We start from the raw sequence: 24,746 nt of genomic DNA, 5'->3' as shown, positions 1-24,746 counted from the left end.
TTTTAACCTTCCAGTTTTGCTGTCATGCGGTTTAACATCTGATTGATTTCATCAACCCCGGCCTCGCCCTGCGGCTCCCCCGCAAACAAAACCTTGGCTCTTTTGGCAGTTGCTTCTGCCAAGCTCTTTGAAAAGCTCCCTGCATCCCGCAGAAAGCGCTCAAAATCTCGGATTGTTTCGCACTGATGAAGTGCGCTTTTAAAAGTCCCCAGATCCACCCGCGCCTCATCATTTGAGGGGAAACTGACCACTGAAATTTCTGGCAATGTGCTGACGACCTTAATCAGGCGTGTGCCGTCATCACGCCATTCGGTGTCATCGCGGTGAACTAGGCCACCCCAGCTAAGGCCATCGACAGTGCCGTCCTGCATAGCGGCCTGAACATCCTTTGCCATGCTGATGCCACTGGTAAATTCCCCGTGCGCAATCAAACCGACTTCGTCAGTTTCTAGGTGCGAATATTTACCGATCGGTACAGCGTAATGATTGTGATTGAAGAACATCTTTGGCTTTGCAGAATTCTTAATCACCTGATCGAAAGCACCTGCAACTACCACATCCCCATCGCTATCGACATTGCCAAATTTACTGGCGTATCCGGTGAACTGACTTGGCTTGCCGTTAGCAAATTTGATTTCACACTCATCAAAACTAAGCGCTTTGCGTTCCATCTGAATCTCCAGAGTTATTTGATTGCTGGCCAAGTTGTTCTAAAGGGGATAGGGCTGTTTGCGCTGTGAGCATGTCACCACCAGGCAGAGGCCGCAGATTCTCTTTTTTCCTGGCTTCATTTCGAGTCATCAGGCCGTTATTGACCATCTGTGATGAGTATTCCGCACGGCCTTTGCTATCGGCTCTGAGAAGCCCCTCAAAGGCAAACTCGACTTGATACTTTCGCCGATCAGCGGTGGGGAAAAGACTTTCCCGAAGTGCTTCTTCCCAACGAGACAAATAAGGCCGCAGCGTTAGCTGGTAAAAACCCAGCATTATTTGTTCAACACCCGTTCCCCAAGTAGTTGTCCCTTCTTGGTCATTGATCAATATTGAAGGAACACCAAAGAAGCGGGCGATATCACGCATTTGAAAACGACGTGTTTCCAACATTTGCATATCTTCGGGATTTAGCTGGACCTGCTGATACTTCATGCCGGCCTCAAGGACCATTAGACGGTGGGCGTTTTCAGAGCCCTGAGTTAGAGCGCTGAAGTTCTTCCTCACCATTTCCCGTTGTTCAGGTTTAAGGACTTGATCAATACTCAGGACACCACCCGGCTTGCCGCCGTTGCAGAAAAATTTGCTGCTAAATTCTTCTGATCCTGTGGCAAGCCCAATTGAGTTTCGAGCATATTCAAGTGGTGAAAGGCCAATAGTGCCATTGCCAAACAACCGAACATGCAAAATATTCTCTTCTGCGAAGACGGCGACATCATTACCCTCGTAATAGTGATAGACCACTGTGCCATCAGATAGTGTTTCCACATCAACCTGTTGAGCTGGCAATGGCCAAAGACTGATAGCTTGCCCTTTAGAGTCCCGATCAATTACTGCGTAGCTATTACCATGTAAAACCAAGTTGAGCTGCATGGTTTCAAACCAGACAACCTTGGTCATCCTGGCATTGGGCTTGCGTTTTAACAGCCGGGCCAAGTTATGCTGGCTGTCTTCCTCGCGCCCATCCCCATCCACCCTATAAATATGCAGCGGTATGCTGGCAAGGGTTTCCGTCAAAAGCCTGACACACGCCCAGACCGCTGATATTTGTAGCGCAGTGTCTTCTGTAACCGTTTTTACACTTTCGACATTCCGTGTATCTGGAGCAGATGATTGCTGCCCCTCCTGCTGAGTTGTGGCCGAACGGCCCCAAAAACTGAACCGTCTCCATATACTCATTACTGGCTCGCATTGATTGGATCGTTGAGGAAATCGTCCAGGTCGGTTTCTGGCTCCTGCACCATTTGCCGACTTAACGCCATAATTGCGGCGACAGCTGGATCTATTTTTTCTGACACCTTGGACTTATCGAATTTGATATCCCCGGCTGCATTGGTTACAGCCACAACATTGGACATTGCGAAGGACAGCGCCGGATTGTTATGACGAACTGAGTCAGTCAGCACTAGGCGCAAAAGCTCTTTCATTGGGGCGGAAATAGAGCCAGTCCCCTGGCCCACTTGAACCATGGGAACGCCTTCTTCAATAAGATCGCTGACCAGCTGAGAGCTGTTAAAGCGGTCAAAAGCAATTTCTTTTACATCAAAGCGCTGACACGCGGCCAATATATCTCGCTTGATATAGCTGTAATCACAAGCATCACCGGGTGTAATCACAAGACAGCCATGGTCTTTTAAACGTTGATAGACCTGCTGAAGCTGTCCGCCTTTATCAATTCGACTTTGGAAAGCCGCTTCCGGCAAATATGCCCGCGATATAAAAGTGTGCTTTCCATTTGAATCTCTGAAATCAAGTGTGAGCGCGGTTAAGTCTTCCACCGAGGCTAGATCCAATCCGCCATGGCAGGCCATGCCATCAAACTCGGATTCTTCGCCTTCAGTCCAGCAGGCTACGTCGTCTAGCGATTCATCTCGGCACTTGTTCCAGCGCTCCATATTCATCCAGGTCGATTCACCATAAACCCAGATATTTAAGCGCTTAGTTTGGAACTCAATTTTTGCTGTGGGCATTTCCTGTGCTTTTCGGCACTGGTCCTGCATATCCTCCAGGGATACTGAGATGCCCAGGTTAGGGTTTGCTTTTATCCATACTGAAGGATCTTTCCAGTCGTCTTCATCGTCGAGGGTATAAATAATCCCAAAAAAAGCATCATCTTCGACGGTGCCTTCCAGCACCTTGATGGCATAGCCGCGCAGTTCGTAGCAGAAACTATTTTTGTTTTTCCCGGCAGTGGTAATCCCCCACATAAGAGGTTGACGGCGCGCACCCCTGCCGGATTCGAGTACATCCCACACGCCTGAATCACGGTGAGCGTGGACCTCATCAATAATGCCCGCATGAACGTTGAAGCCATCCATGCTGTTGTAATCAGCTGCCAGCAGTTCCACCTGTGAGTTAGGTGAGTTCCGCGTATTGCATCGAATGATATTTCTCAAGGTGGTCATTGCTTTTCTCAACACCCGATCCTGCGCAGCCATCATGCCAATAGAGTCGAAAACCTCTTTTGCTTGATCCCGTTTAGTTGCAGCGCAATACACCTTAGCGCCGGGCTCAGAATCACCCGCAGCCATATAGCCGCCGACACTGGCTAACTTGGTTGTCTTGCCATTCTTACGGGCGATCTCTTCATAGACCATGCGGAAGCGACGCCTGCCGTCTGCTTTCCTAAGCCAGCCGAAAACATTGGCATTGATAAAGCATTGCCAATCACTCAGGACAATCGGAGTTCCAGCCCACTCGCCTTGATAGTGCTTGCAATACTGGTAGGTGAATCGAAAAACTTTTGCGGCTGCATTCTCATCGAAGATCAGCCCGCGCTCGCCAGCCGTTTCTAGGTCGCGATACCAGCGATCGACCGCTAATCGCACATATCGGCACGCTGGTATATCTCCAGAGCGCACCTGCTCGGCATATCGGTACGCCCTATCTAGCCATTCTCGTGAGGGGTCAGCCAGCTTTGAAACTGGCATAGGTTATATCTCCAATTCTCCCTGATCCGGGTTATCAACTTTGAAATTCTGTCGCGCACGAACTGTGACCCCAAACTGCTTGGCCAACTTTTCATATTTGCTTGAATGCCTTTCCCACTGCACAGCTTCCGGGGCCAACTGCATGTAACCGCTAGGGGTTTTCTGATATTCGGTGCCACGCTCTTGCAGCTTTTCTTCGGCCTCTTTCATTCGAGCATAAGAGGTGCAGAGAATCGCCAAGGCACCTTGGTCGATCTTCGCAATCAGTCCGGCCTTCTTAAGCTCCGCACAAAGGAAGCGGTAATGCTTTTTAGCTTCCTTGCTCAACCAAGCCGGACAAGGTGGTGCTTCGCAGGCAATCCCCTGAAAAAGGGTTCCACCCTCTGGAGGCTTTTGATCCTTCTTTTCTTCTGGTGGCCTCAATGGAACCACATTGTCATTTTGCACTTAGCTACTCCCCAGGGATTTAATACCCCCCCCCTAAAAATTTACCGGTAATAAACACATGTCTAGGGCGGCGGTGTCGGGCTTTTCCCTTTTAGAGATTGGACCCACCCCACCCCCTAGCGCCGCCACCTTCCTGCGCTGTCTTTCGAGCATGGCAACGGGTGCATAGCCACTGCAGATTCGGCAATTCATCCGTGCCACCTTGAGACTTCGGGATAATGTGGTCACAGCAATTACCCTCAGTGATTAAACCCATGGCTGTGCAGCTTTCACACAAGCCGTTAGCCTGCACCTTGCACAGCTCACGGTTGCGCAAATACTCCTTGCTCTTGTACCTGCGATTCGCCTGCCTACCCAAGCGCCGCTGATACTCCCCCCAATTGGTCACTAGATCCTGATGGGAATCACAGTAGCCATTTGAATTGCTGTGAGCCCGCTTGCACTTACGGCATGGCCGTTTAGCTTTCATCGGCATTACTACTTATCCTGCTGTCTTTCCTGCAATTTCAAGCGCTTGTGGTTGTAATACCAATTCACAATGAACCCACTCAAAGCAATCAAGAAACCACCCACCGCCAATAACTCTTGTGCGGCATATCCACCGACTACCGCTGTTCCTGCAGCAACCGTAGTGGTTGCACTGGCGATCTTTTGAACCATGGCTTCCCTCGCTGCCTCTTGAGCTACAGTGTTCACCGCTTAACCTCACTCACCCATGACTTCACGAAATAGAAGCCGATGATGATGCTGTAAGGCTGCACAACCACATCAACTAGCAGGCCCTTAAGGTCTGCTACAAAAGGCGCTTTGAAAGCCATGGCCGCTGCAATAAATAAAACCAGCAGCGACCAAACCAAGGTGACCAGAAAGGCAATTAATCGTCGTGCCCGGTTCTGCGGTTGCGTGGCTTCCAGGTATTTGAGATACCAACGGGATTTTTCCTCATTGGTAAACCACACCGCATCCACGGTATTTACAGTGGCATCCAGCACTTTGCCCGCAGACTCTGGGCCAGCAAATAAACCCTTAACTCCAGACCAAATACCCATCACGGATACTCCGGCACATAGTGCGTAATTGTCAGATCAAACTCGGGGGGCAACAGCTCTCGCAGCTGCTGCATTGCCCTGCGGGATTGCGTCACCCACCAACCACCGGGAGCCAGGTTAGAACCAATACCAATACAGCCCTGCACATCCGCAGAATAATTTGCCGTATGGATCAAAATTTTTGAACGACCAGGGACTTCCTGTAGCTCCCACACATTGGAGAACCTTGGTGAGTTATAGGGGTTACAGGAATAAACCCCTTCAGGAATACAGCTCTCGAACGGACGATTCCCCAACCACGGGCGCTCTACCGTATAAAACACACTGTCGCGCACTCTCAGCCGCCCCAATGTGGCATCAGGCCCATAGGCGAATCGTTGCAGATTACAATTCATGGAGTTCCGCTCGCAGAGCTAAAGAATTCAAAAAAAAACGGCGCCCACAAGAGCGCCGCCAAGTACAGGATGAATTGAGATGAAAATAAAACCTCAGAAACGAAAAAACCCGGCTGGGGGAGCCGGGTTTCTTCTTACCCACCTATGGCAGGTTGCCTAGATTTAATAATTTATTATCACGGATGTAAACCCCTAACTTAAAAATATTTACGCCACTCTTGGACCTTGAGAACCAAACAGCTCCACATCCAATAAAACATGAGCGGCATCAAGATGGCGATAATAGGTAGGAACTGAAACACCCGCTGCCTTTGCTTTACCCTTAGCAGATAGGCCCTCCCGTAAATACTGCACTTTCACTACCTGCCTAAGAACCTCTGGCAACTTGCGTACAGCACCCTCAACCTCCATAGGCTCCTCATCAATCAAAACCACCGGACCCTTACCGCGCTGCCCCTGGCCGCTACCCGCACGCATATTGGCTGTAATTCTCTGGGCTTGGTGTGTGACCGGGCTCACCCGAATCTCATTGGTCCAATGGCCAGAAGGTGAAGACTTCACGCCACTTTCCAAAATCGCAGCCATCGGCGACTTATACTGCCTCGCCATGCCACCTATCACCTGAACTGCCCAATCAAGCAAACGTTTCTCAACTCGATCAATCATCACACCCCTCCTCTGGAAAAATACCTGAAATTAACTTCCCGTATATATCCGTATATATCCCGTACAGTAAACAAAATAGGTATACGGCTCTACAGGCCGCATAATTACTAGGGTTTTCACGCCTCCCGTATACCCGTAATACAGAAACCCCTCACGCGCAGAGAAAAAATAAATACCGAATTAAAAATAAATACTGCCGCAGTAATTGCATGCGTGCGTGCGCGCACGTAAGAGGGATACAGGTATACGGGAAGTGCTAGGAAGCTAGAAATGACGCGGGCTACAGAGCCGTATACTGTATAAACATCATGTACGGGAGCCCAACGGGGGTATACGGGAATCATGCGGCCTCCTCGTGAAGTGCACCAACTTCATCACGGAAAGCTTTAACACAATCAGACAACCACTCCTTTTGAGTTTTACCTGCAGGCACGGAATGTAACAGGAAAAAGGTTCCTTGTACTCCTTTCTTAGGCTTGGTATTGAATCCGCCAGGATTATCATACTCTACCCTGTTTCTCTTCTGCACTCTTGCAGCCATAGCCTCAGAAAAACGATTCATATCCATTTGATGAAACCCACCCGCACGGCACCATTTCCTATACACGGAATATAGATCCGCAGTCAGGCAAGTATGAAAAGGGGCCGCTGTCTCTCCCGCCTTCCAAGCCCTAAAAAATACTTCCCAGCTTGGCAAACCAAAGCTAATCAACCTTTCCTTGGCATTAGTCATAGGCGGCTTGGTGCGAGTATCAAAACCGCTCAGGTTCCACTCCAGTAAGAACTGATAGAAGGCGGCGGCACCACCGTTTTCTAACTCTTTGCCTACACCTTTCTGCAGATCCAATGGCAAGGTCTTTAAAGGCCACACCACCAAGAAACGGCGATCCATAGGCTCTACAGGAAACGGTAAGACCTCATTCGAGAGGAAAACGCTATTCATGTAATTTGCCTCTTCCCAACCAGAGACAAATTTTTTCTCAATACGGGTAGTGGCACCGGTGATCATCTGCTTGATATTGCCGGTTTGGGAATACTTCTTATCTCGCGAAAAGATCTCCTCGAACACGCCCCACAGAAGCGAAGACTTCCAGTCTGTGTAGGCACTTTCTATCTGATGCTGACCTAACGTAGCGCTGTAATCCCCATAGATTTTCCGCATCACGCCGTCAAAGAACAGTGACTTACCAGAACCATGAACATCAGAGTGCACCAGCAAAGCCGTATCCATCTTAGATCCAACGTATTGCAACGGATATGCAAGCCAGCTAACCATCCAACGCCAAACAGCCTCATCTTCATTGCAAAGATGATTCAATAATGCGCGTATGTTTGCACACTTTTCCCAATTCTTTTCAGGGTTCAGAGGCAGTTTCTGGAATGTATTGATGTGCGTCTTCGGGTCTGCCCTGCGAGTAGGATCAAATACCACATTCCTATGCGGCACCATCTTCCGATCTGGGTGCCGATACCAAATATCATAAGCATCAGGCGAAATATGCTTAATCACCTTTAATGGCATCCTTTCCCAATGCAAACTATCCCATGCCTCTTCTGTACCCTCCAACAAGGTGAAGCGCTTCAACAGATCGCCCACTCCCCCGGCCCCCTTGCTGGCGGCCTGGCGCGCAGAAAGGAACTTATGCACATCACTCTCAAGCACCTTGCGTTTATCCGCGGCAGCCATAAACGCCTTAAACACTTCTGGCCCCACCTCAGCCTTAAAAGCTGAAGATTTAAATTCCCTGTGTTGATGCTCATCCCACACTTTGGTCGTGCCAGAAATCAAAGCGAAGCGCTTTTTCGCATCCTCCAGCGTAATTTCGCGCGCCTCTGCCGTTATAGAGGGTACGGGAGAATCAATAAGCTCATTTGGTTCAGAATATTCAGGAGGAACATCGTCAATAGGCGGAGCATCAACAGGCCCCGAGGAATCATTAACAATTGAAGCGGGCGCCTCAATCGATGGGGAGCGGGGGAAGACAACCACATTCTCCATAAAAGCTTCCCACTGCCGCCGCACTTCCCCTAAACCGTAACGGCAATGGATATCATTGAAATCAAATCCCTCTACTTTGCTCTTACTCACGCGGCGACTTCCTCCATTTCTTCCCGCAGAGAGGGAATCCAAACAGAGGAACCACCGACAGCTCTCGCTGCAGCATTAGCCTTTTCTACACCGTCATTCACCTCCAGATGCAAATCATTATCTGCAGCAAAAACTAAGTGTTGATCAGGAAAGCGTTGGCGGACTAGCAGGGCTACCGGCATCAAATTGCCACAGTCGAAGCAGATCAAAACCGGGCAGTTTGTGGCTTCATGGGCGCTAGCACCAGTAGAAAAGCCCTCAACCAATATTAACGGCTTGCGAGAGTCCATCTGCCCCAGCAAAGCATACAGCCCCGATTTCCTCCCGTTGCGTAGAAATAATTTCTTACCGGTTGGTGTGATAATTTGTAAATTCCAGATCACACCATCAATGTCAGTCATCGGAATCGCAAAATAGCCACTTTTGAAATAATGGAACTTCGGGCGCCCCTCTTTTGGCAGAGCAAAGAACCTAGATATTTTTTCCTGCCCTTCAACCCGCTCTAAGTGACCTTTCCGTTCAATCAGCAACAACGCGGAGCGGAAAAATCGAACACCGTGAGAACCGATTTTTTTACTCCCCAAGTATTTACTACGTCCTGTCGGTTTTAGTTCCGACCAGATTCCCTGTGCCTGCTGTCTTACAACTTCATGCCAGGCTGCAATCTCAGCTTCCTCCCTGCGGACTTCCTCGGCCCGCTGCTTTTCCCTCGCTGCTTTCTCCTTAGCCCAGGCCGCCTTTTCCCCTGGTGTTAATTCCCGGCTTTCAAACTTGTAACCACCCTCTTTCGCCTTAGCGAATAAAGAGCCGATACCAACACCACCGGCAGACCGTTTAAAACTTTTCCAGGTGCTTTTTGCTGAGCGCGGACAATAATTATCAGCCTGCTGGCTCCATTCATCCCAGATATCAAAGGCCGAATCGCCAAACTCCGCCTTAATCGCCATACCTATTTCAACCCAGGTATCACGCACGGCATAATCGAGAACAAACGTGAGCGCACGGCGCACATCATCCATAGTGCACTGTTCGTACATTGAGAATTCCCCCTAAAACAGAAGCGCCCAAGGCGCAGAGACATGAAAGCCGGTCTTTCCCGGCTGTCAGCGGTCTTTCCCGCCGTCTTCTAAGCGAGCCGGCTCAGGTCCCGCACCGGCCCATCCTGTGGGTATTTGATAGAATCCTGTACAAAACCCCATATACCGCAATGAATTAATCCCAACCTTCTCTCACCGCAGAATGACAGGACAATAAAATGGGGATTTGAAAATGATCGTTATTTTGGCTTCACCGACAAACCCGCACGGGCTTAACTTGCCTCCCGAAATTCTGGAATTCCTTGCTGGTCAGCATCTTCAAAAAGCTCAGCCAGTTTCGGGCAAAGATCCACAGCCCGAACTAGACCACCTGCGGCTTGCTCCGCGCGCAGAGCTAATACAGCTGATGCAGCTTGTTTTCCATTCAGCAAGTAACTGATGGCGGGCTGACTGACTCCCAGAGCTACAGCAGTAGCTTGCTGCCCTCCAAAGTGCTTAATCAGCTTTTTGACGGCCTCTTCGACCTTGTCTGATCTGTTCATGCCAGCAGAATATAAGAACAGTTATCAAGCTGTCAATAATCAAAGTTATTATTAATTATATGAGTCAACTTATAACATTTGCCCCAACTACCATTTGGAAATCGCAAGTGACAGACCTGAAAGATAGGCTCATAGAGGCCCGAAAAGCTGCAGGCAAAACACAAAAGCAGGTCGTTGATGCCGTGGGCATTTCACAACCCGCATACTCCAACCTTGAACGAGGTAAGGCTTATGGCACCCGCTACACGACTGAGATTGCTCTTTATCTCGGCGTCAACCCTATCTGGTTAGCTACCGGCAAAGGGGTTATGCGCGCTCCCTCCATGGAAGAAATACGCCGCAAAAATTTAGAGCCAATGCTAGAAAAGCATGGCCTGGAAGGTTTACAAGAAAAGCTGCCAGGGCTAGAAAGCCGATTACACTCGATCTTCGTAGAGAAACGAACGATCAGCAGCAGGCTTGCTAGGGCAATTGAGAAAGGGCTAGAGATACCGGTGGGATCACTGGATTACGATGCCACAGAGGAAAAGTTCACCTTCGACAGCAATGTGACCTCTGGCCCCCGAATACAGGGCAGGGTACCGCTAATAAGCTGGGTTCAAGCAGGAGAGTTTTGCGAATCGGTCGATCTATTCGAGCCGGGTGATGCAGAAGATTGGATGCCCTGCCCTGTTAACCACTCAGACCGCACCTACGCTCTACGTGTAAAAGGCGACAGTATGACCAACCCTTATCCAGGTCAGAAGTCTTACCCAGAGGGCACTATTATCTACGTTGACCCCGATGTGGCCGTAACAAATGGTTGCCGCGTAATCGCCAAGTTGGACGGCGAAGTGACATTCAAAACCTATGCCGAGGATATGGGCAGGATTTTTCTTAGGCCAATCAATCCTAGCTATCCGGCTATGGAGATTACAGGTAAGGATGTGTCCATTTGTGGCGTGATTTTAGGCTCTTTTAGCCCTGGCTAATTAGAATTTACTGGGTCCTTTGCTGGACCCAAAGTCCAAATATCTAAAGCCAACCCTGCCGAAGCAACGGCAGAACGTAGCCGCCTCAAGTAACGTACATCCCCGGAATCCCGCAGAATTAACACTACTCCAGCCCGGCGCCTAGTCTGGCCAGCATAGTAAAGTGCCTGGCCAATAGACTCTGCCCATTTAGGGGCAAAATCAAATTCAACTGCATGAGTAGCCGTTAAGCAGTCAACTCTGGTTCGATCTGGCAATACAAACTCGATAACGCCATCTTGCGATGAGCACCATGGCTTTTGATAGTCCAGCTCATTGACAGGAAACCCAAGCAAAACAATGGGCACACCTCCAAGAAGGCTATTCACTTAGACCCTACTGACCTATTGCAGAAACGACAGACTGAAGCTGTTTTCTTAATATTTTCAGCACAGTGTGGACACACTTTAACCGACTGATCACTAGTGGTTAAAACATTAAGCAACCCTAGGGGCCCGAGCACTAACCCGTTAAGAAATCCGAGTACCGGGAAACCCCTCTGCATCCCGATATGCGTACACATCAGCAGGCATACACACCATATCAAGGCAATGATTTGCCACTTGGAAACAAGAAACACCGCGACATCATCCATAACGCACCAGTCTTCTAAATCCTCTTTCTGACCGTCCCGAGCATACCAAAACCTAACCTGCTCACAACTCCCCCCAAAAAAATATAACTATAGTTATTGACTTGTTAAAATAACTAAACTTATTATCTCCGCATATATCAAGGACAGGGCACTCAAATGGACACCGCCAAGCACCTCAGACCACTGGCCCCACGCCAGGCCGAAGCGCTAACCCATCGTGCTCGTGGACTCTCCAATCGAGAGACAGCCCAGGCCATGCAGTGCTCAGTAACGAATGTAAGCAACCTGCTGGCCGAGTGCTTTTACAAACTCCATGCCCGCAACAGCACAGACGCAGTGGCCAAAGCGGTAAAACACGGATTGATTCAATTCGTCCTGCTTGCCTGCGTACTCAGCGGCATCGGTGCCGATGCACAAGACCAATTGCGCACCCGCTTCCAGCGCCGCCCCACAGTTCGAACCATTCGCATCCGCAACAACCGGGAGGGAATCGTATGACCGCCACCGTGTTTGTACATCCAACGGCCATGAGTAAAAACCATATCGACCAGCTGAAACGCCGCATCGATATCGCCAACACCGACCACAAAGCGAACATTCGCTTAGTGCAGCCAAAACCCACTTTTGCACGGCCAACACAAAACAATAACTGGCCCCCATTTGGAGGTGATGCCGCATGAATACTCCAAACTCGACTCACAGTGTCGAAACCTTACTCAAGGTTGCCAACGGAAATTCCGGTGCCAGCAAAGTTGCCGCATTGGTTTTGCTATCCGCCTGGAATAGCAACGATTTCTCGCTCCCTGTCGCGGAACTCTCATTACTCGACGGCGACAACTACCAACACGCCCTCAACGTGATGAATCTGCGCTACCACGGCAGAGAACCGCAAAACGTTATTGCAGACGGCGATAAAAAACTGAATGCCCTCTACCGCGAATGGAATCACCTGGAAATACAGAGGAAGGAAGCAGCGTGAACGACAAAGAATTTTCCCCACCGGATTACAGAGCCCACGCTTTTCTGGAAAAAGGCGTACATCACATGCGCGACCGCGCCGAACAACGCGATAGTGAAAACGGCGAGCGTTCTATGACCAAAACCGTAAATGCTTTTAACGCGCTTTACGAACACCACCTAACCGAGGAAGAAGGCTGGATGTTTATGGTGCTGCTCAAACAGGCCCGCGCAAGCAGCGGCCTATTTGTGGCAGACGATTATGAAGACGGCGCAGCCTATTTCGGCCTAGCCGGCGAAGCCGCCGCAAAAGCCAGGGCAATTTAATGAATGAGTTCAGCCGAATCTTAGATCTGTACGTAGAACTACTGAACAAGGTAAAGCTGCAAGAAATTCAAATTGAGAGTATGCGCGAACAAATCGCCACTCTCTCCGAAACCATCCAGGGTCAAGCCCCACAACAAGAAAATCAGGAGGCAGCGTGAACCAGACAAAACCCTATACCGTCACCCAGGCCGCCCGAATGCTGGGAATGGGCAGGAATAACCTGCTGAAACTTCTCCGTGACAATGGCTTTTTGTATAGCCGTGAACCCATGCGCAATTCACCCACAAAGTGGGCCCTAGAGCAAAAACTCTTAAAGCAAAAGGAAGGCGCATATCTCGTAGGACCGGTAAAAGTGCAGCACATCACCGCACTAGTTACCACTAAAGGCATGGCCTGGATACGTGACATCGTTGAACAAAATACGGCACCTAAAGCCAGCTAAAAATTTAACCGCGCCCAGGCGCATCAGTCAGCTGTAACCGTTAGGGCTGCCGGTACGGGGCCCAATTTTAAAAAAAACTTGGAGCATCCCATGAGCACAAACGTAACCCAGGTATTTGCCGATTTGGACGGCGGAGTATTTATAGAAAAACTAGCCCACATCCTCAGCGATGTTGCCGGCGCCGTAACCGATCACGAAAAAAAGGGTGAGGTAAGTATCAATCTAAAATTATCCAAAATACAAAACAGTGATCAGGTTCAGATTGAGCACACCTTGAAATTCAAAAAGCCGACCATGCGCGGCTCCATTATCCAAGACGACGCCACTTCTACCCCAATGTACGTCGGCACCAAAGGCGCCCTGAGTTTCTACCCCGAAAAGCAGCCACCACTGTTTGAACAAGAGAGTAACGGCAACGTTGCCAAACTTAAAAGCAACGGCTAAGCCTTAAAACCCTTTTCTTAAACCCCAATTTAAACCTAAAAAAGAAACAAGGATTTACCAATGACCATGGATCAAAGTGCAGTAAAGGAAATCAAGGAATCACAGACCACCGCCGAATTGGCAAAGGTAATCGATCAGGCCAAGCTTTCCACTCCAGCAATGGCAGCTCCAAAAGATTTCCAGATTCTAAATCTGGAAAAATATCAGCAGGGCCGCACACGCTATCGCGGGAAAATGGAAACTACATCGCTCGAAGATTTCGAGCAATATTGCATGGACTTTGGTAATGAGAGTGCCAAGTGTTTTGTTGACCCCGAAAGCATGACCGCGCAAACCATTTTCAACTTGGGAACCACCCAAGAACCCGGCCACGCCGACTTTTCTGCAAAATTGCGCCTAATTAAAACCGCTGAATTCAAGGCATTGTTACAACTTAATGGCGATAGAAGCTCGCAAAAAAATATGGCGGAGTTTATGGAGGATTACGCCGACAACATTCTTTGCTATACCGCCGATGGTGAGGCGATCAACACCAGCAAAGCGATTGCCGCAGTGCGTCGCCTCACTATCGAATCCTCACGCAAAGAGGATCACTCCGTTGAAGACTTTAAATCTAGCCGCAGCGCCTTGGAAAATATCGAAGCCCGCAGTGATGAGGGTTTACCGGCAGGATTCAAATTCGAGTGCGTCCCTTACAACGGCCTTGAATCACGCAGCTTTGACCTGCGTCTCTCCATCCTCACTGGTGGCGACGCTCCACGCCTTACCGCCCGCATCAAACGCCTAGAGGCCATACAGGAAGCCATGGGCCGAGAACTACAACAATCTCTCAGCTCAGTGCTGGTTCAGTCCCAAATGAAAACTTATATCGGCGATTTCGCCGCGTAGTTTAGGGCTGCCCACAATATCCAACCGGGCCGCAGGTACTGGGCCCTAATACAGGACCAAGATCCAATGAAACCATACGCCCTATTTTACGGCGCCTACAACCTTGAGATGGGTGGCGTAATAGATTTTAAGCAGTCATACCACACAGAAAAAGAAGCCTTTGAAGTGGCAACACAAGTTGCCAAAAACGATATTTTCACCAGCTGGGTTCAGATATTCGACAAGAAAACAGACACCGCAAAGATTTACAGCGTCGTGGATGGAAAGTTGAAAGAACGGAAAGATAAGACTTGCCCTGCAGGGTTATTCGAAACCGCCCAGCATCAGGCCTGCTGAAAATTAAATACTGACCTAAGCCCGCCCAGTGCGGGCTAAGTGGGTAGAGGATATTGAGGAATAGAGAATGGCCAAGCGTAAACCCCGCAAACCCATGAGCAAGCAGGCACAACACGCCCGCCTGGTAAACCGCTGGCTGCCCGGTTTGGTCCTCACCGCCCGCAGCAGCACCGGCCTGGATACCTATGGCGACCCCATTCTCGACATCAGCCATCGACGCCAAGGTGGCGCCGTTGGCGATATAGCCCGCGCCAAGCTGCAGCACGAAATCCTCAATTGGCAACACCACTGGCTGGTAACGGTTTTTGTTGAGTGCAAAACCCCAAAGGGCGAATTCTATACCGACTCCACCGAGTTCGAATCACGCGGAGTCCGCCTAAACGACTTGGCCGAACTGGTGCGCCCAGAGCTGGACAATATCCAAAACCAAGCCAACCCCAACCACTACAAAGACCACGGCTGGGAGGCGGAGATTCTGCCTAATCGCAAGCAGGAGAAAGGGAGAGCAGCGTGAAGCTCTGGCAATCCCTCACCGGCATCGCCGCTCTAATCTTTTGCGGCACCAGCTTGGCCTTTACCGTGCAACTGTGGGTATCCATGCCTGCAGACCTAGGCGGGCAGCTGGTGGCCGGTGCCACTGCGGTGGCCCTGGAGCTGTGCAAATTCAGCTTCGCCCCGCTGGGCCTGTGGTTGTGCAGCCAAGGGCAAAAGAACGGCTATGCCCTGCTCTGCCTCTGGCCCCTACTGGTAGTGATCAGCATTGTCGCCACCGTTGGATTCCTCGCCACCCACAGCGAAGAGCAGCAACAACGCAGCGCCCGCAACAGCCAGGAATACCGAGCGTTGCAACAGCAGCTCAACAGCCTGCAACAACAGATAAACACCCTAAACGGCTTGATAAACATCGATGCCAACAACGGCTACCGCCAGCGCGCCCTTAATACCGCAGCGCAGTTATCCACATTGGAGACTGAGCGCACCCAGCTGATCGAGAAGTTATCCACCATCGGCCAAACCGCCAACACACACAGCGCCTTCAACAGCCTCGCCAACACCCTAAACGCAGACCCCGCGCGGCTTCAGCATATCGGCTTTCTGGCCCTGGCGATCATCACCGACATAGTGGGACTGGTCGCGTTACTCGCGTTTAACGCCGCTGCAACGGTTGGTAAACGCGTTTCACAACCGTTTCAACAGCCCGAAACAGCTGAACAACAGCCAGAACACACCAGCAACCTGAGCAAAGAACAACAGCTACTGGCCCAACGTATCTGCGCCGGTGAATTCGGCAACCGCCCAGTGTTGCGCAACATCAGCAACAGCATCACCGGCGGATACAGAACCGTTAAACCCGTTTTCGACGCCCTGCAACAGGCAGGCGCACTCACACGCAACGGCCAGGGGTTTGCCCTGGTGCAGCGCTAAACACAGAGATATTAAGAAACAACAGAAAAGGAAAATCTTATGATTAAAGGATATTGGTCAACCAAAGACTTAAGCGAACGCTATCGCTGCTCAAGCCGCACAATTTTTAGATGGGTAGAGCGTGAAACCAACCCACTCCCAAAGCCACGCATCAAAGCCTCTGGCAGCCATAACCTTTGGGCGATTGATGATGTGGAGCAATGGGAGGCTCAAGTTTCACTTCCAAAAGCCGCCTAGCAGCTCTTTCCTCCTAGCGACGGCGGGCACCTCTCCGCCTCGCTAAATCCCCCCTCTTACGACAGCGTTTCGCCTTTCTCAACACTCCCGCCTCAATCGCCCTGTGTACACAGCTAAGCTTCTGCGCAATCGCTGTAAACGACTCTATTAGCATCAACCAAGCTGACCGGATACCATCCATCAGTCAGCCCCCGAGAGCAAAACCAAAGGCCAATTTGTTATAATGCGGCCTTTCAGATTCGGCCTTGGGGTATATTTCAATATGTGTACACAGGGGCGTACACAGATAAGGTTAAATCTAAGTGAATAAAGATTTTTCTCAACAATATCAACGACGTAGAACTTTCGCTATCATTTCCCACCCGGACGCCGGTAAAACAACCGTGACCGAAAAGCTACTTTTATTCGGAAATGCCATTCAGCTGGCGGGTTCGGTAAAGGGTAAAAAAGGTCCCCACGCGCGCTCCGACTGGATGACCATGGAGCAGGAGAGAGGTATCTCGGTTACTTCTTCGGTCATGCAGTTTCCCTACAAAGAGCGCACTGTTAACCTACTCGACACACCTGGACACGAGGACTTCTCCGAAGACACCTACCGGGTACTTACCGCAGTGGACTCGGCATTGATGGTGATCGACGGTGCTAAAGGTGTCGAAGACCGCACCATCAAACTGATGAATGTGTGCCGACTGCGCACCACACCGATTCTCTCGTTCATCAACAAACTGGATCGGGATATTCGCGACCCCATCGAAGTGATGGATGAAATTGAGGAAGTCCTGAATATCCAGGCCGCACCGATCAACTGGCCTCTCAGTTCTGGCAAAAGCTTTAAAGGGGTTTATAACCTCTACACCGATACCATCCATGTATTCACCCCAGGCCAGGGTCACACCATTCCCGAAGATATTCAGATCAAAGGGCTCGACTCTGCCGAAGCCGATGAGCTACTCGGTGAATACGCTGAGGACATCCGCGAGGAAATTGAACTGGTGCGCGGCGCTACCCACGAGTTCAACCTGGAAGCTTATCTGGCTGGTGAACTCACTCCAGTGTTTTTCGGCACCGCCCTCGGAAATTTCGGTGTGCGTGAAATGCTCGATGGATTTGTCGAGTGGGCGCCAGGTCCGCAGTCTCGCGCTACCCAGGAGCGCCAGGTAGAACCGAACGAAGAAAAATTCTCCGGATTTGTGTTTAAGATCCAGGCCAACATGGACCCCAAGCACCGCGACCGTATCGCCTTCATGCGCGTTTGTTCCGGCACTTATACCCGCGGTATGAAAATGAAGCATGTGCGCATCGGTAAAGATGTAAAAATTGCCGACGCGGTGACATTTATGGCTGGCGACCGGACCCATGTGGAAGAGGCTATTGCCGGCGATATTATCGGCCTGCACAACCATGGCACTATCCAGATCGGCGACACATTTACCGAAGGCGAGCCCCTAAAATTTACCGGCATCCCCAATTTTGCCCCCGAGTTATTCCGCCGTATTCGCCTAAAAGACCCACTGAAATTAAAGCAACTGCAAAAAGGCTTGCAGCAGCTTTCTGAGGAGGGCTCCACTCAAGTATTTTTCCCACTGGACAACAACGACATTATTGTTGGTGCCGTGGGTGTTCTGCAGTTTGAAGTGGTCGCCTACCGCCTCAAGGACGAATATAAGGTGGAAGCCATTTACGAAAATGTCAATGTGAATACCGCCCGCTGGGTGGAAAGCGAAAGCGTCAAAGAATTGGAAAACTTTAAACGCAAAGCGAGCACCAACCTCGCTATAGATGGCAGCGGACACCTAACCTACCTGGCGCCCACCCGGGTCAACTTGCAGTTGGCTGAAGAGCGTTATCCAGATATTCGCTTCTATGCAACTCGCGAACACTAATTTACCGGCATTATTCGTGGAGGAAGTATTTCCTCCCGGAACGCATGAGCTGTAGATTGAGATACCGATAATGAGTCAGCAAATTGATTTACCTGTAGAAATCCCCCGTCTCGGCAATAGCATCACCGCCGCTATTGGCAAGATCATAATACGCTTGATGGGCTGGAAACTGGAGGGCACTTTTCCAGCTGAAAAAAAGGTAATGGTGGCTCTGGCTCCGCACACGTCCAATTGGGATTTTATCGTGGCCATGCCTTTTATCATGGCTTATCGCGTGAAAATTTCCTGGCTGATGAAAAGAGAAGCCTTTTTCTTTCCATTTAAAGGGCTCTTTATGTGGCTCGGTGGCGTGCCCACCAACCGTGGTTCCGCCGGGGGGATCGCCAAGCAGGTTGCCACACAGTATCGGAAAAATGAAAAAATGTGGGTGGGCATCACCCCGGAAGGCACTCGAAAGAAAGTCACCAAGTGGAAGAGCGGCTTCCTGCGAATCGCCTACGCCGCAGAAGTACCTATTTTACTAATCGCCTGGGACTTTTCTCGCAAACGTTTTTGTTTGGATTCGCTCTATTGGCCCACCGGGAATCTGGACGAAGATATGAGAGAAATCCAGCACCGCTTCAGTAAATACCAGGGTTTCCACCACAATATGGAAACCGATACCTCGGAGGGCAGTGAATCCTCCCGTGATAGAACTTAGTAACGATTTAACATTCACCACACTTCTGATACTCACCGCGGTGGCTTTCGCCGCGGGCTTTATCAACGCCATCTCCGGTGGCGGCGGCCTGATTACCCTGCCCGCACTTTTATGGGCTGGCCTCCCGCCGCTGGATGCCCTAGGCACCAATAAATTCCAGGCCGTCTTCGGTACTCTCTCATCCAGTTTTAACTACTTCCAAAAAGGGCACTTACAACTCAGGCCTCTGTGGCCCGGCTTGGTGGCTGCAGTGATCGGCTCTTGCCTAGGTACCTGGGCAGTCACCAAACTCGGAGTTGAAACACTGGAAACACTCCTACCGATACTAATTATTGCCATCGCCCTCTATTTCTCTTTTTCACCGCGAATTTCCGATATCGACTCCCAGCCGAGAATGGGCTCAGGGCCCTTTAACCTACTAATCGGTGGTGGAATTGGTTTTTATGGGGGTTTTTTTGGTCCCGGTATGGGGGCATTCTATGCCCTGGCATTCGCCGGGCTACTCGGTTTCAACATGCGTAAAGCCACTGCATCGACCAAACCGCTAGTATTAGCCACCAACATCACGTCACTAGCGATATTTATGCTGGGCGGCCACTTTTCCCTGATACTGGGCATCACAATGGCTGCCGCCCAGATTATCGGTGCAAGGCTCGGATCAAACCTGGTTATCGCTCATGGGGCCAGATTAATTAAGCCTGTGATTATTTTCGTTACCCTGGCCATCGCGATAAAATTGCTACTGGAGCCGTAGAAAAGTGACCCTATTCCTTACCTTGCTGCTGTCCTTCTGTGCCTTTGTGATTGTCATCTGGACTTTGATGCACCTGCGCACCCCGCGCTTTCGCATGGACAGAGCTAGTTTTATCAAGGGCCTCGAGGATGCCATTACCGGCCAAGCCAGTGAAAGTGAGTGGCGTGCTTTGGTAGCAATTCCAATGCGCCACGATCCAGAACTGGAAAAGATGCGCCTCATGTGCCTGGAAATAGAAGAGCACGAGTCCAGCGATAGCCCGCCCTATTTGTTCACCGAGAAGGGGCTGGAACAGCTGCGCCAGATTCGCAGTAAGCTGCTGATCAATACACCTAACAAAGAATCAAAATCTTGAGTCAACGAGTGTTAATCAAGGATAAACGTATGTTTAAACCATTGCTGTCCCTCACTGGGGGTCTTATTGCAACCGCAGCGATCGGTATCGCCCAAGCAAAGCCACTGGCTCAGGAAGACCTGTCTGTGGCCGAAGTGCTGCGCGATCGCGCCCTGGCTTCCTCCAATGCCTATAGCATCGTTGAGTCATTGACTGTGGAAGTGGGACCCCGTCGCGCGGGTACCGAAGGTGATGAGCGCGCAGTGGCCTGGGCCCAGGAAAAAATGAAATCCCTGGGATTCGACAGAGTCTATACAGAGCAAATCGAAGTCCCCCGCTGGACACGAGGACATGCGCACGCCCAGGTAGTCTCCCCCTATCCACAACCGCTGGTGGTTTCTTCCTTGGGCTACAGCGTAGCAACTCCCGAAGGTGGCCTCACTGCAGAGATCGTCGAATTTCCCGATGTAGAGAGTTTGCTGGAGGCTTCACCCAAACAGGTGAAGGGAAAAATTGCCTTTATCAATAAGCGTATGGCAAAAGCGCGTACGGGAGAGGGCTACGGCCCCGCTGTGCAAGGTCGCAGTAAAGGTATGCGCGCAGCTGCAGAGAAAGGCGCCGCAGCGCTACTATTACGTTCCGTGGGCACTGACTCTGACCGCTTTGCTCACACCGGCATGATGTCCATCGACAATATCGAAAACCCGGTACCCGCACTGGCGCTGTCCGCCCCAGATGCGAATCTCTTAGAGGCCATGTTGAGTCGTGGCAAACCCGTGGAAGTGAAGCTCGATATAGACAACCAGCGTCACAGTAATGGCCCCTCATTTAATGTAATCGGTGAGATCACCGGTCGCGAGAACCCTGAAGAGGTCATGATTATTGGCGCACACTTGGACTCTTGGGACGAAGGCACAGGCGCGCTGGATGATGGCGCCGGTGTCGCCATTGTAATGGAAACCGCTCGTCTGATTGCAGAACTCCCAGTGCGTCCGCGCCGCACGCTGCGCGTAGTCCTCTTTGGCGCAGAAGAAATAGGCCTGGTCGGTGCCAAGCAGTACCTAGATGCACACCGCCACGAGCTGGATAACATTATTGCCATCTCTGAGTCTGATTTTGGCGCTGGTAAGATCTGGCGTTTTGATACGCGTTTGCCGGAGAACAAGTTCGATATTGCCGATCAAATGATGCAACTATTGGCGCCCCTTGGTATTGAACGCGGCAATAACCAGTCCTATGGCGGACCAGACAGCAGTGTATTTGTAGCTGAAGGGGTTCCCGCTTTCGGCCTATACCAGGATGGCACCGATTACTTCGATTATCACCATACCCCTAACGATACTCTGGATAAGGTAAAGCCTGAAAACCTGCGCCAAAATGTTGCAGCCTGGGTAGTGATGTCCTTTCTGGCTACCGAAATGGAAGGCAACTTCGGGCGAGTGCCAGTAAAGGCGGAAAAATAAACTAGCTCCGCGAAGCAGAAGAAAATGCCCCACTACGTGGGGCTTTTTTATATCTTAATTCCCTTTACTGTTTTGCCATGTTTGTACCACTTCTAAGTTATTCACAAACTAACAGCCCATCTCTATTTCCCAATAATGACAATTCTATTAACAGGCTGTTACTAACAGATTCCATGGACAGAGCTGTGTATAACTCCGGGATATCCACGCTCAGGCCCCTGTTTCCGTGGGGACCTTTTCAACGGGTAAAAAAGCACCAGCCATTTATCCACTTTCCACAGGCTGGCTTTACTAACAGAAAGTCTGGATAGACTTGTGCATAACTGCGGTATATCCGCGCCAGGGCCCGTGGTTGCTCAGGCTCACCAAAACGTGCAAAAAATCACCGAATTTTTTATTGGTATTGTTGTGTCAATTTTTCAGCGCAATGACTTTCTGTACTGGAAATTAATTTTTAATTTCGAAGGATTTTTTGGGGATAGGCGAGCTGCGGATTAAATAAAGCAGCGTGTTTTTCTGCATTGCTTATTTTTATTATGTTTGCGAAATTCATCAAGAAAGTACTTTATTTAAAGAGTTAGAAATCTTCCAGTGGTTTGAGGAAGTTTTCTAGTTTATTAGGATTTTAATCGAGTAGGATTTTTCAGTAGAAGTGTTGCGAGTAAAAATTTGACTGGGGTTTGAACGGAGTTTTTATTTTTCTCCAGAGCACATTTTTCTTCCAGCTCTTTTTTATTTTCTGTTTTTATTATTTTCATTAAATTTTTTTCGCACATAAAAAAAGGGCCACCCATTGGGTGGCCCTTTCGGATTAGAAGCCTGACGATGACCTACTCTCACATGGGGAGACCCCACACTACCATCGGCGATGTTGCGTTTCACTTCTGAGTTCGGCAAGGGATCAGGTGGTTCCACAACTCTATTGTCGTCAGGCAAACTGGCTTGGGTTGGCTTGGTCTTATGGGCGTTTGCCCTGCGCTGCCGTTTGACTGTCCGTTTGCCACTGAGTTTTTCTCAGTTAACAGTCAACCCAAATAAGGTCGGTGAAAAAATCTGTAGTAATACACCGCAAGCGATTGTATGTCTCTTGCTCACAATCCGCTAGCTTAGCTAGTCGTTAGTAACCATCTCTGTTGTATGGTCAAGCCGCACGGGCAATTAGTACTGGTTAGCTCAACGCCTCACAGCGCTTCCACACCCAGCCTATCAACGTGGTAGTCTTCCACGGCCCTTTAGGACTCTCAAGGAGTCAGGGAGATCTTATCTTGAAGGAGGCTTCCCGCTTAGATGCTTTCAGCGGTTATCCCGTCCGAACATAGCTACCCGGCAATGCCACTGGCGTGACAACCGGAACACCAGAGGTTCGTTCACTCCGGTCCTCTCGTACTAGGAGCAACTCTTCTCAAATCTCCAACGCCCACGGCAGATAGGGACCGAACTGTCTCACGACGTTCTAAACCCAGCTCGCGTACCACTTTAAATGGCGAACAGCCATACCCTTGGGACCGGCTTCAGCCCCAGGATGTGATGAGCCGACATCGAGGTGCCAAACACCGCCGTCGATGTGAACTCTTGGGCGGTATCAGCCTGTTATCCCCGGAGTACCTTTTATCCGTTGAGCGATGGCCCTTCCATACAGAACCACCGGATCACTATGACCTACTTTCGTACCTGCTCGTCATGTCTGACTCGCAGTCAAGCGCACTTATACCATTATGCTCATTGCATGATTTCCGACCATGCTGAGTGCACCTTCGTACTCCTCCGTTACTCTTTGGGAGGAGACCGCCCCAGTCAAACTACCCACCATACACTGTCCTCGATCCGGATAACGGACCAGAGTTAGAACCTCAAACATACCAGGGTGGTATTTCAAGGACGGCTCCACAGTAACTAGCGTTACTGCTTCAAAGCCTCCCACCTATCCTACACAAGTAGGCTCAAAGTTCAGTGCAAAGCTGTAGTAAAGGTTCACGGGGTCTTTCCGTCTAGCCGCGGGTACACTGCATCTTAACAGCGATTTCAATTTCACTGAGTCTCTGGTGGAGACAGCGTGGCCATCGTTACGCCATTCGTGCAGGTCGGAACTTACCCGACAAGGAATTTCGCTACCTTAGGACCGTTATAGTTACGGCCGCCGTTTACCGGGGCTTCGATCAAGAGCTTCGCCGAAGCTAACCCCATCAATTAACCTTCCGGCACCGGGCAGGCGTCACACCGTATACGTCCTCTTACGAGTTTGCACAGTGCTATGTTTTTAATAAACAGTCGCAGCCACCTGGTCACTTCGACCGGCCTCAGCTTAGGGAGCAAGTCCCATCACCAAAACCGGCGTACCTTCTCCCGAAGTTACGGTACCATTTTGCCTAGTTCCTTCACCAGAGTTCTCTCAAGCGCCTTGGTATTCTCTACCTGACCACCTGTGTCGGTTTAGAGTACGATTCACTATTACCTGAAGCTTAGAAGTTTTTCCTGGAAGCAGGGCATCAACCACTTCACCCACTAAGTGGGCTTCGTCATCAGTTCTCAGCCTTAGGGACCCGGATTTGCCTAAGTCCCCAGCCTACAACCTTAAACATGGACAACCAATCGCCATGCTGGCCTAGCCTTCTCCGTCACTCCGTCGCAGTAATAGCGAGTACAGGAATATTAACCTGTTTCCCATCGACTACGGCTTTCGCCCTCGCCTTAGGGGTCGACTAACCCTGTCCCGATTAGCGTTGGACAGGAACCCTTGGTCTTCCGGCGGGGAGGTTTTTCACCTCCCTTGTCGTTACTCATGTCAGCATTCGCACTTGTGATACCTCCAGCAGACCTCCCGATCCACCTTCAACGGCTTACACAACGCTCCTCTACCATGCTCCTAAGAGCATCCGCAGCTTCGGTTACCAGTTTTAGCCCCGGTATATCTTCCGCGCAGGCCGACTCGACTAGTGAGCTATTACGCTTTCTTTAAAGGATGGCTGCTTCTAAGCCAACCTCCTAGCTGTCTGGGCCTTCCCACATCGTTTCCCACTTAACTGGTATTTGGGACCTTAGCTGGCGGTCTGGGTTGTTTCCCTTTCCACGACGGACGTTAGCACCC

Annotated in this window: 31 protein-coding genes and 2 rRNA genes (1 of these 33 cut by a window edge); 18 read left to right on the top strand and 15 right to left on the bottom strand. The window is 50.3% G+C overall.

What is annotated here, in order from left to right:
• Nucleotides 1-2 precede the first annotated feature (2 nt).
• The 12 genes from FIU95_RS02935 to FIU95_RS02880 all read right to left on the bottom strand — a co-directional run bounded on the left by FIU95_RS02935 (nt 3) and on the right by FIU95_RS02880 (nt 9,866).
• Entirely contained in the window at nt 3-671 is a 669-nt protein-coding gene (locus FIU95_RS02935; protein WP_152451323.1) for an HK97 family phage prohead protease, read from the bottom strand.
• On the bottom strand, nt 652-1,890 hold the full coding sequence (locus FIU95_RS02930) for a phage portal protein (protein ID WP_152451321.1): 1,239 nt from the start codon (nt 1,888-1,890) through the stop codon (nt 652-654). The genes FIU95_RS02935 and FIU95_RS02930 overlap by 20 nt, the downstream gene beginning before the upstream one ends.
• Complete coding sequence (locus FIU95_RS02925) at nt 1,890-3,641, bottom strand: terminase large subunit (RefSeq protein ID WP_152451319.1); 1,752 nt, start codon at nt 3,639-3,641, stop codon at nt 1,890-1,892. Before FIU95_RS02925 ends, FIU95_RS02930 begins: the two co-directional genes overlap by 1 nt.
• 3 nt (nt 3,642-3,644) lie before the next feature.
• Nucleotides 3,645-4,088 carry a phage terminase small subunit P27 family gene (locus FIU95_RS02920; RefSeq protein ID WP_152451317.1) on the bottom strand — a complete coding sequence of 148 codons (444 nt, stop codon included), beginning with the start codon at nt 4,086-4,088 and terminating at the stop codon, nt 3,645-3,647.
• Nucleotides 4,089-4,179: 91 nt separating this feature from the next.
• The gene (locus FIU95_RS21655; RefSeq protein WP_371416959.1) at nt 4,180-4,557 is read right to left on the bottom strand and encodes an HNH endonuclease; all 378 of its coding nucleotides are present in this window, start codon (nt 4,555-4,557) and stop codon (nt 4,180-4,182) included.
• An 8-nt stretch (nt 4,558-4,565) separates the two neighbouring features.
• Complete coding sequence (locus FIU95_RS02910; RefSeq protein ID WP_253868816.1) at nt 4,566-4,784, bottom strand: holin; 219 nt, start codon at nt 4,782-4,784, stop codon at nt 4,566-4,568.
• Complete coding sequence (locus FIU95_RS02905) at nt 4,781-5,137, bottom strand: hypothetical protein (protein ID WP_152451313.1); 357 nt, start codon at nt 5,135-5,137, stop codon at nt 4,781-4,783. Before FIU95_RS02905 ends, FIU95_RS02910 begins: the two co-directional genes overlap by 4 nt.
• On the bottom strand, nt 5,137-5,532 hold the full coding sequence (locus tag FIU95_RS02900) for a DUF5675 family protein (RefSeq protein WP_152451312.1): 396 nt from the start codon (nt 5,530-5,532) through the stop codon (nt 5,137-5,139). The genes FIU95_RS02905 and FIU95_RS02900 overlap by 1 nt, the downstream gene beginning before the upstream one ends.
• Nucleotides 5,533-5,739: 207 nt before the next feature.
• The gene (locus tag FIU95_RS02895) at nt 5,740-6,198 is read right to left on the bottom strand and encodes a hypothetical protein (RefSeq protein ID WP_152451310.1); all 459 of its coding nucleotides are present in this window, start codon (nt 6,196-6,198) and stop codon (nt 5,740-5,742) included.
• A gap of 340 nt (nt 6,199-6,538) precedes the next feature.
• Complete coding sequence (locus FIU95_RS02890; RefSeq protein WP_152451308.1) at nt 6,539-8,287, bottom strand: primase-helicase family protein; 1,749 nt, start codon at nt 8,285-8,287, stop codon at nt 6,539-6,541.
• Nucleotides 8,284-9,324, bottom strand: a complete 1,041-nt coding sequence (locus tag FIU95_RS02885; RefSeq protein ID WP_216646296.1) for a PriCT-2 domain-containing protein — start codon at nt 9,322-9,324, stop codon at nt 8,284-8,286. Before FIU95_RS02885 ends, FIU95_RS02890 begins: the two co-directional genes overlap by 4 nt.
• Nucleotides 9,325-9,596: 272 nt before the next feature.
• The gene (locus FIU95_RS02880; protein ID WP_152451306.1) at nt 9,597-9,866 is read right to left on the bottom strand and encodes a YdaS family helix-turn-helix protein; all 270 of its coding nucleotides are present in this window, start codon (nt 9,864-9,866) and stop codon (nt 9,597-9,599) included.
• Nucleotides 9,867-9,973: 107 nt separating this feature from the next.
• Between FIU95_RS02880 and FIU95_RS02875 the strand changes: the two genes are divergently transcribed.
• From FIU95_RS02875 to FIU95_RS02785, 18 genes are all read left to right on the top strand, one after another.
• Nucleotides 9,974-10,837 (top strand): S24 family peptidase, encoded by an 864-nt coding sequence (locus tag FIU95_RS02875; RefSeq protein ID WP_172975304.1) that lies wholly within the window; start codon nt 9,974-9,976, stop codon nt 10,835-10,837.
• 790 nt (nt 10,838-11,627) lie between these two features.
• Nucleotides 11,628-11,969, top strand: coding sequence for a response regulator transcription factor (locus FIU95_RS02865; RefSeq protein WP_152451302.1), 342 nt, complete (start codon nt 11,628-11,630; stop codon nt 11,967-11,969).
• On the top strand, nt 11,966-12,151 hold the full coding sequence (locus FIU95_RS02860) for a hypothetical protein (protein WP_152451300.1): 186 nt from the start codon (nt 11,966-11,968) through the stop codon (nt 12,149-12,151). Before FIU95_RS02865 ends, FIU95_RS02860 begins: the two co-directional genes overlap by 4 nt.
• A complete protein-coding gene (locus FIU95_RS02855) occupies nt 12,148-12,450 on the top strand; it encodes a hypothetical protein (protein WP_152451298.1) in 303 nt (100 codons plus the stop codon). The genes FIU95_RS02860 and FIU95_RS02855 overlap by 4 nt, the downstream gene beginning before the upstream one ends.
• Complete coding sequence (locus FIU95_RS02850; protein ID WP_152451296.1) at nt 12,447-12,755, top strand: DUF6378 domain-containing protein; 309 nt, start codon at nt 12,447-12,449, stop codon at nt 12,753-12,755. The genes FIU95_RS02855 and FIU95_RS02850 overlap by 4 nt, the downstream gene beginning before the upstream one ends.
• Nucleotides 12,755-12,913, top strand: coding sequence for a hypothetical protein (locus FIU95_RS02845; RefSeq protein ID WP_152451294.1), 159 nt, complete (start codon nt 12,755-12,757; stop codon nt 12,911-12,913). The genes FIU95_RS02850 and FIU95_RS02845 overlap by 1 nt, the downstream gene beginning before the upstream one ends.
• Nucleotides 12,910-13,197, top strand: coding sequence for a phage antirepressor KilAC domain-containing protein (locus tag FIU95_RS02840; RefSeq protein ID WP_152451292.1), 288 nt, complete (start codon nt 12,910-12,912; stop codon nt 13,195-13,197). Before FIU95_RS02845 ends, FIU95_RS02840 begins: the two co-directional genes overlap by 4 nt.
• 90 nt (nt 13,198-13,287) lie before the next feature.
• Nucleotides 13,288-13,641 (top strand): hypothetical protein, encoded by a 354-nt coding sequence (locus FIU95_RS02835; RefSeq protein WP_152451290.1) that lies wholly within the window; start codon nt 13,288-13,290, stop codon nt 13,639-13,641.
• 60 nt (nt 13,642-13,701) lie between these two features.
• Nucleotides 13,702-14,529: a DUF2303 family protein gene (locus FIU95_RS02830; RefSeq protein WP_216646295.1), complete on the top strand. Its 828-nt coding sequence runs from the start codon at nt 13,702-13,704 to the stop codon at nt 14,527-14,529.
• A 66-nt stretch (nt 14,530-14,595) separates the two neighbouring features.
• Nucleotides 14,596-14,865, top strand: coding sequence for a hypothetical protein (locus FIU95_RS02825; RefSeq protein ID WP_152451288.1), 270 nt, complete (start codon nt 14,596-14,598; stop codon nt 14,863-14,865).
• A gap of 67 nt (nt 14,866-14,932) precedes the next feature.
• Complete coding sequence (locus FIU95_RS02820) at nt 14,933-15,379, top strand: hypothetical protein (RefSeq protein WP_152451286.1); 447 nt, start codon at nt 14,933-14,935, stop codon at nt 15,377-15,379.
• Entirely contained in the window at nt 15,376-16,290 is a 915-nt protein-coding gene (locus FIU95_RS02815; RefSeq protein WP_152451284.1) for a hypothetical protein, read from the top strand. Before FIU95_RS02820 ends, FIU95_RS02815 begins: the two co-directional genes overlap by 4 nt.
• 39 nt (nt 16,291-16,329) lie before the next feature.
• Entirely contained in the window at nt 16,330-16,527 is a 198-nt protein-coding gene (locus FIU95_RS02810; protein ID WP_152451282.1) for an AlpA family transcriptional regulator, read from the top strand.
• A gap of 302 nt (nt 16,528-16,829) precedes the next feature.
• The gene (locus FIU95_RS02805) at nt 16,830-18,410 is read left to right on the top strand and encodes a peptide chain release factor 3 (protein ID WP_152451280.1); all 1,581 of its coding nucleotides are present in this window, start codon (nt 16,830-16,832) and stop codon (nt 18,408-18,410) included.
• A gap of 70 nt (nt 18,411-18,480) precedes the next feature.
• Nucleotides 18,481-19,110, top strand: a complete 630-nt coding sequence (locus FIU95_RS02800) for a 1-acyl-sn-glycerol-3-phosphate acyltransferase (RefSeq protein ID WP_152451278.1) — start codon at nt 18,481-18,483, stop codon at nt 19,108-19,110.
• Nucleotides 19,097-19,864 (top strand): TSUP family transporter, encoded by a 768-nt coding sequence (locus FIU95_RS02795; protein WP_152451276.1) that lies wholly within the window; start codon nt 19,097-19,099, stop codon nt 19,862-19,864. Before FIU95_RS02800 ends, FIU95_RS02795 begins: the two co-directional genes overlap by 14 nt.
• 4 nt (nt 19,865-19,868) lie before the next feature.
• Nucleotides 19,869-20,219 carry a hypothetical protein gene (locus FIU95_RS02790; protein WP_152451274.1) on the top strand — a complete coding sequence of 117 codons (351 nt, stop codon included), beginning with the start codon at nt 19,869-19,871 and terminating at the stop codon, nt 20,217-20,219.
• Between the two features lie 29 nt (nt 20,220-20,248).
• Nucleotides 20,249-21,661: a M20/M25/M40 family metallo-hydrolase gene (locus FIU95_RS02785; protein ID WP_152451272.1), complete on the top strand. Its 1,413-nt coding sequence runs from the start codon at nt 20,249-20,251 to the stop codon at nt 21,659-21,661.
• A gap of 617 nt (nt 21,662-22,278) precedes the next feature.
• Here FIU95_RS02785 and FIU95_RS21065 read toward each other — a convergent pair.
• From FIU95_RS21065 to FIU95_RS02775, 3 genes are all read right to left on the bottom strand, one after another.
• Complete coding sequence (locus FIU95_RS21065) at nt 22,279-22,455, bottom strand: hypothetical protein (protein WP_172975303.1); 177 nt, start codon at nt 22,453-22,455, stop codon at nt 22,279-22,281.
• A 23-nt stretch (nt 22,456-22,478) separates the two neighbouring features.
• Nucleotides 22,479-22,594 (bottom strand): 5S ribosomal RNA (gene rrf, locus FIU95_RS02780).
• Nucleotides 22,595-22,798: 204 nt separating this feature from the next.
• Nucleotides 22,799-24,746: ribosomal RNA gene (locus FIU95_RS02775) — 23S ribosomal RNA — on the bottom strand; it runs 934 nt beyond the window's last position.

The sequence above is a fragment of the Microbulbifer sp. THAF38 genome (assembly GCF_009363535.1).
Classification (GTDB): Bacteria; Pseudomonadota; Gammaproteobacteria; order Pseudomonadales; family Cellvibrionaceae; genus Microbulbifer.
This window is presented reverse-complemented; position numbering and strand designations above follow the sequence as displayed.

Coding starts and splice junctions, on each gene's coding strand:
- FIU95_RS02935 (WP_152451323.1), bottom strand. CDS start 671: ATGGAACGCAAAGCGCTTAGTTTTGATGAGTGTGAAATCAAATTTGCT.
- FIU95_RS02930 (WP_152451321.1), bottom strand. CDS start 1,890: ATGAGTATATGGAGACGGTTCAGTTTTTGGGGCCGTTCGGCCACAACT.
- FIU95_RS02925 (WP_152451319.1), bottom strand. CDS start 3,641: ATGCCAGTTTCAAAGCTGGCTGACCCCTCACGAGAATGGCTAGATAGG.
- FIU95_RS21655 (WP_371416959.1), bottom strand. CDS start 4,557: ATGAAAGCTAAACGGCCATGCCGTAAGTGCAAGCGGGCTCACAGCAAT.
- FIU95_RS02905 (WP_152451313.1), bottom strand. CDS start 5,137: ATGGGTATTTGGTCTGGAGTTAAGGGTTTATTTGCTGGCCCAGAGTCT.
- FIU95_RS02900 (WP_152451312.1), bottom strand. CDS start 5,532: ATGAATTGTAATCTGCAACGATTCGCCTATGGGCCTGATGCCACATTG.
- FIU95_RS02895 (WP_152451310.1), bottom strand. CDS start 6,198: ATGATTGATCGAGTTGAGAAACGTTTGCTTGATTGGGCAGTTCAGGTG.
- FIU95_RS02885 (WP_216646296.1), bottom strand. CDS start 9,324: ATGTACGAACAGTGCACTATGGATGATGTGCGCCGTGCGCTCACGTTT.
- FIU95_RS02880 (WP_152451306.1), bottom strand. CDS start 9,866: ATGAACAGATCAGACAAGGTCGAAGAGGCCGTCAAAAAGCTGATTAAG.
- FIU95_RS02865 (WP_152451302.1), top strand. CDS start 11,628: ATGGACACCGCCAAGCACCTCAGACCACTGGCCCCACGCCAGGCCGAA.
- FIU95_RS02860 (WP_152451300.1), top strand. CDS start 11,966: ATGACCGCCACCGTGTTTGTACATCCAACGGCCATGAGTAAAAACCAT.
- FIU95_RS02855 (WP_152451298.1), top strand. CDS start 12,148: ATGAATACTCCAAACTCGACTCACAGTGTCGAAACCTTACTCAAGGTT.
- FIU95_RS02845 (WP_152451294.1), top strand. CDS start 12,755: ATGAATGAGTTCAGCCGAATCTTAGATCTGTACGTAGAACTACTGAAC.
- FIU95_RS02835 (WP_152451290.1), top strand. CDS start 13,288: ATGAGCACAAACGTAACCCAGGTATTTGCCGATTTGGACGGCGGAGTA.
- FIU95_RS02830 (WP_216646295.1), top strand. CDS start 13,702: ATGACCATGGATCAAAGTGCAGTAAAGGAAATCAAGGAATCACAGACC.
- FIU95_RS02825 (WP_152451288.1), top strand. CDS start 14,596: ATGAAACCATACGCCCTATTTTACGGCGCCTACAACCTTGAGATGGGT.
- FIU95_RS02820 (WP_152451286.1), top strand. CDS start 14,933: ATGGCCAAGCGTAAACCCCGCAAACCCATGAGCAAGCAGGCACAACAC.
- FIU95_RS02810 (WP_152451282.1), top strand. CDS start 16,330: ATGATTAAAGGATATTGGTCAACCAAAGACTTAAGCGAACGCTATCGC.
- FIU95_RS02800 (WP_152451278.1), top strand. CDS start 18,481: ATGAGTCAGCAAATTGATTTACCTGTAGAAATCCCCCGTCTCGGCAAT.
- FIU95_RS02785 (WP_152451272.1), top strand. CDS start 20,249: ATGTTTAAACCATTGCTGTCCCTCACTGGGGGTCTTATTGCAACCGCA.
- FIU95_RS21065 (WP_172975303.1), bottom strand. CDS start 22,455: ATGGGTGGCCCTTTTTTTATGTGCGAAAAAAATTTAATGAAAATAATA.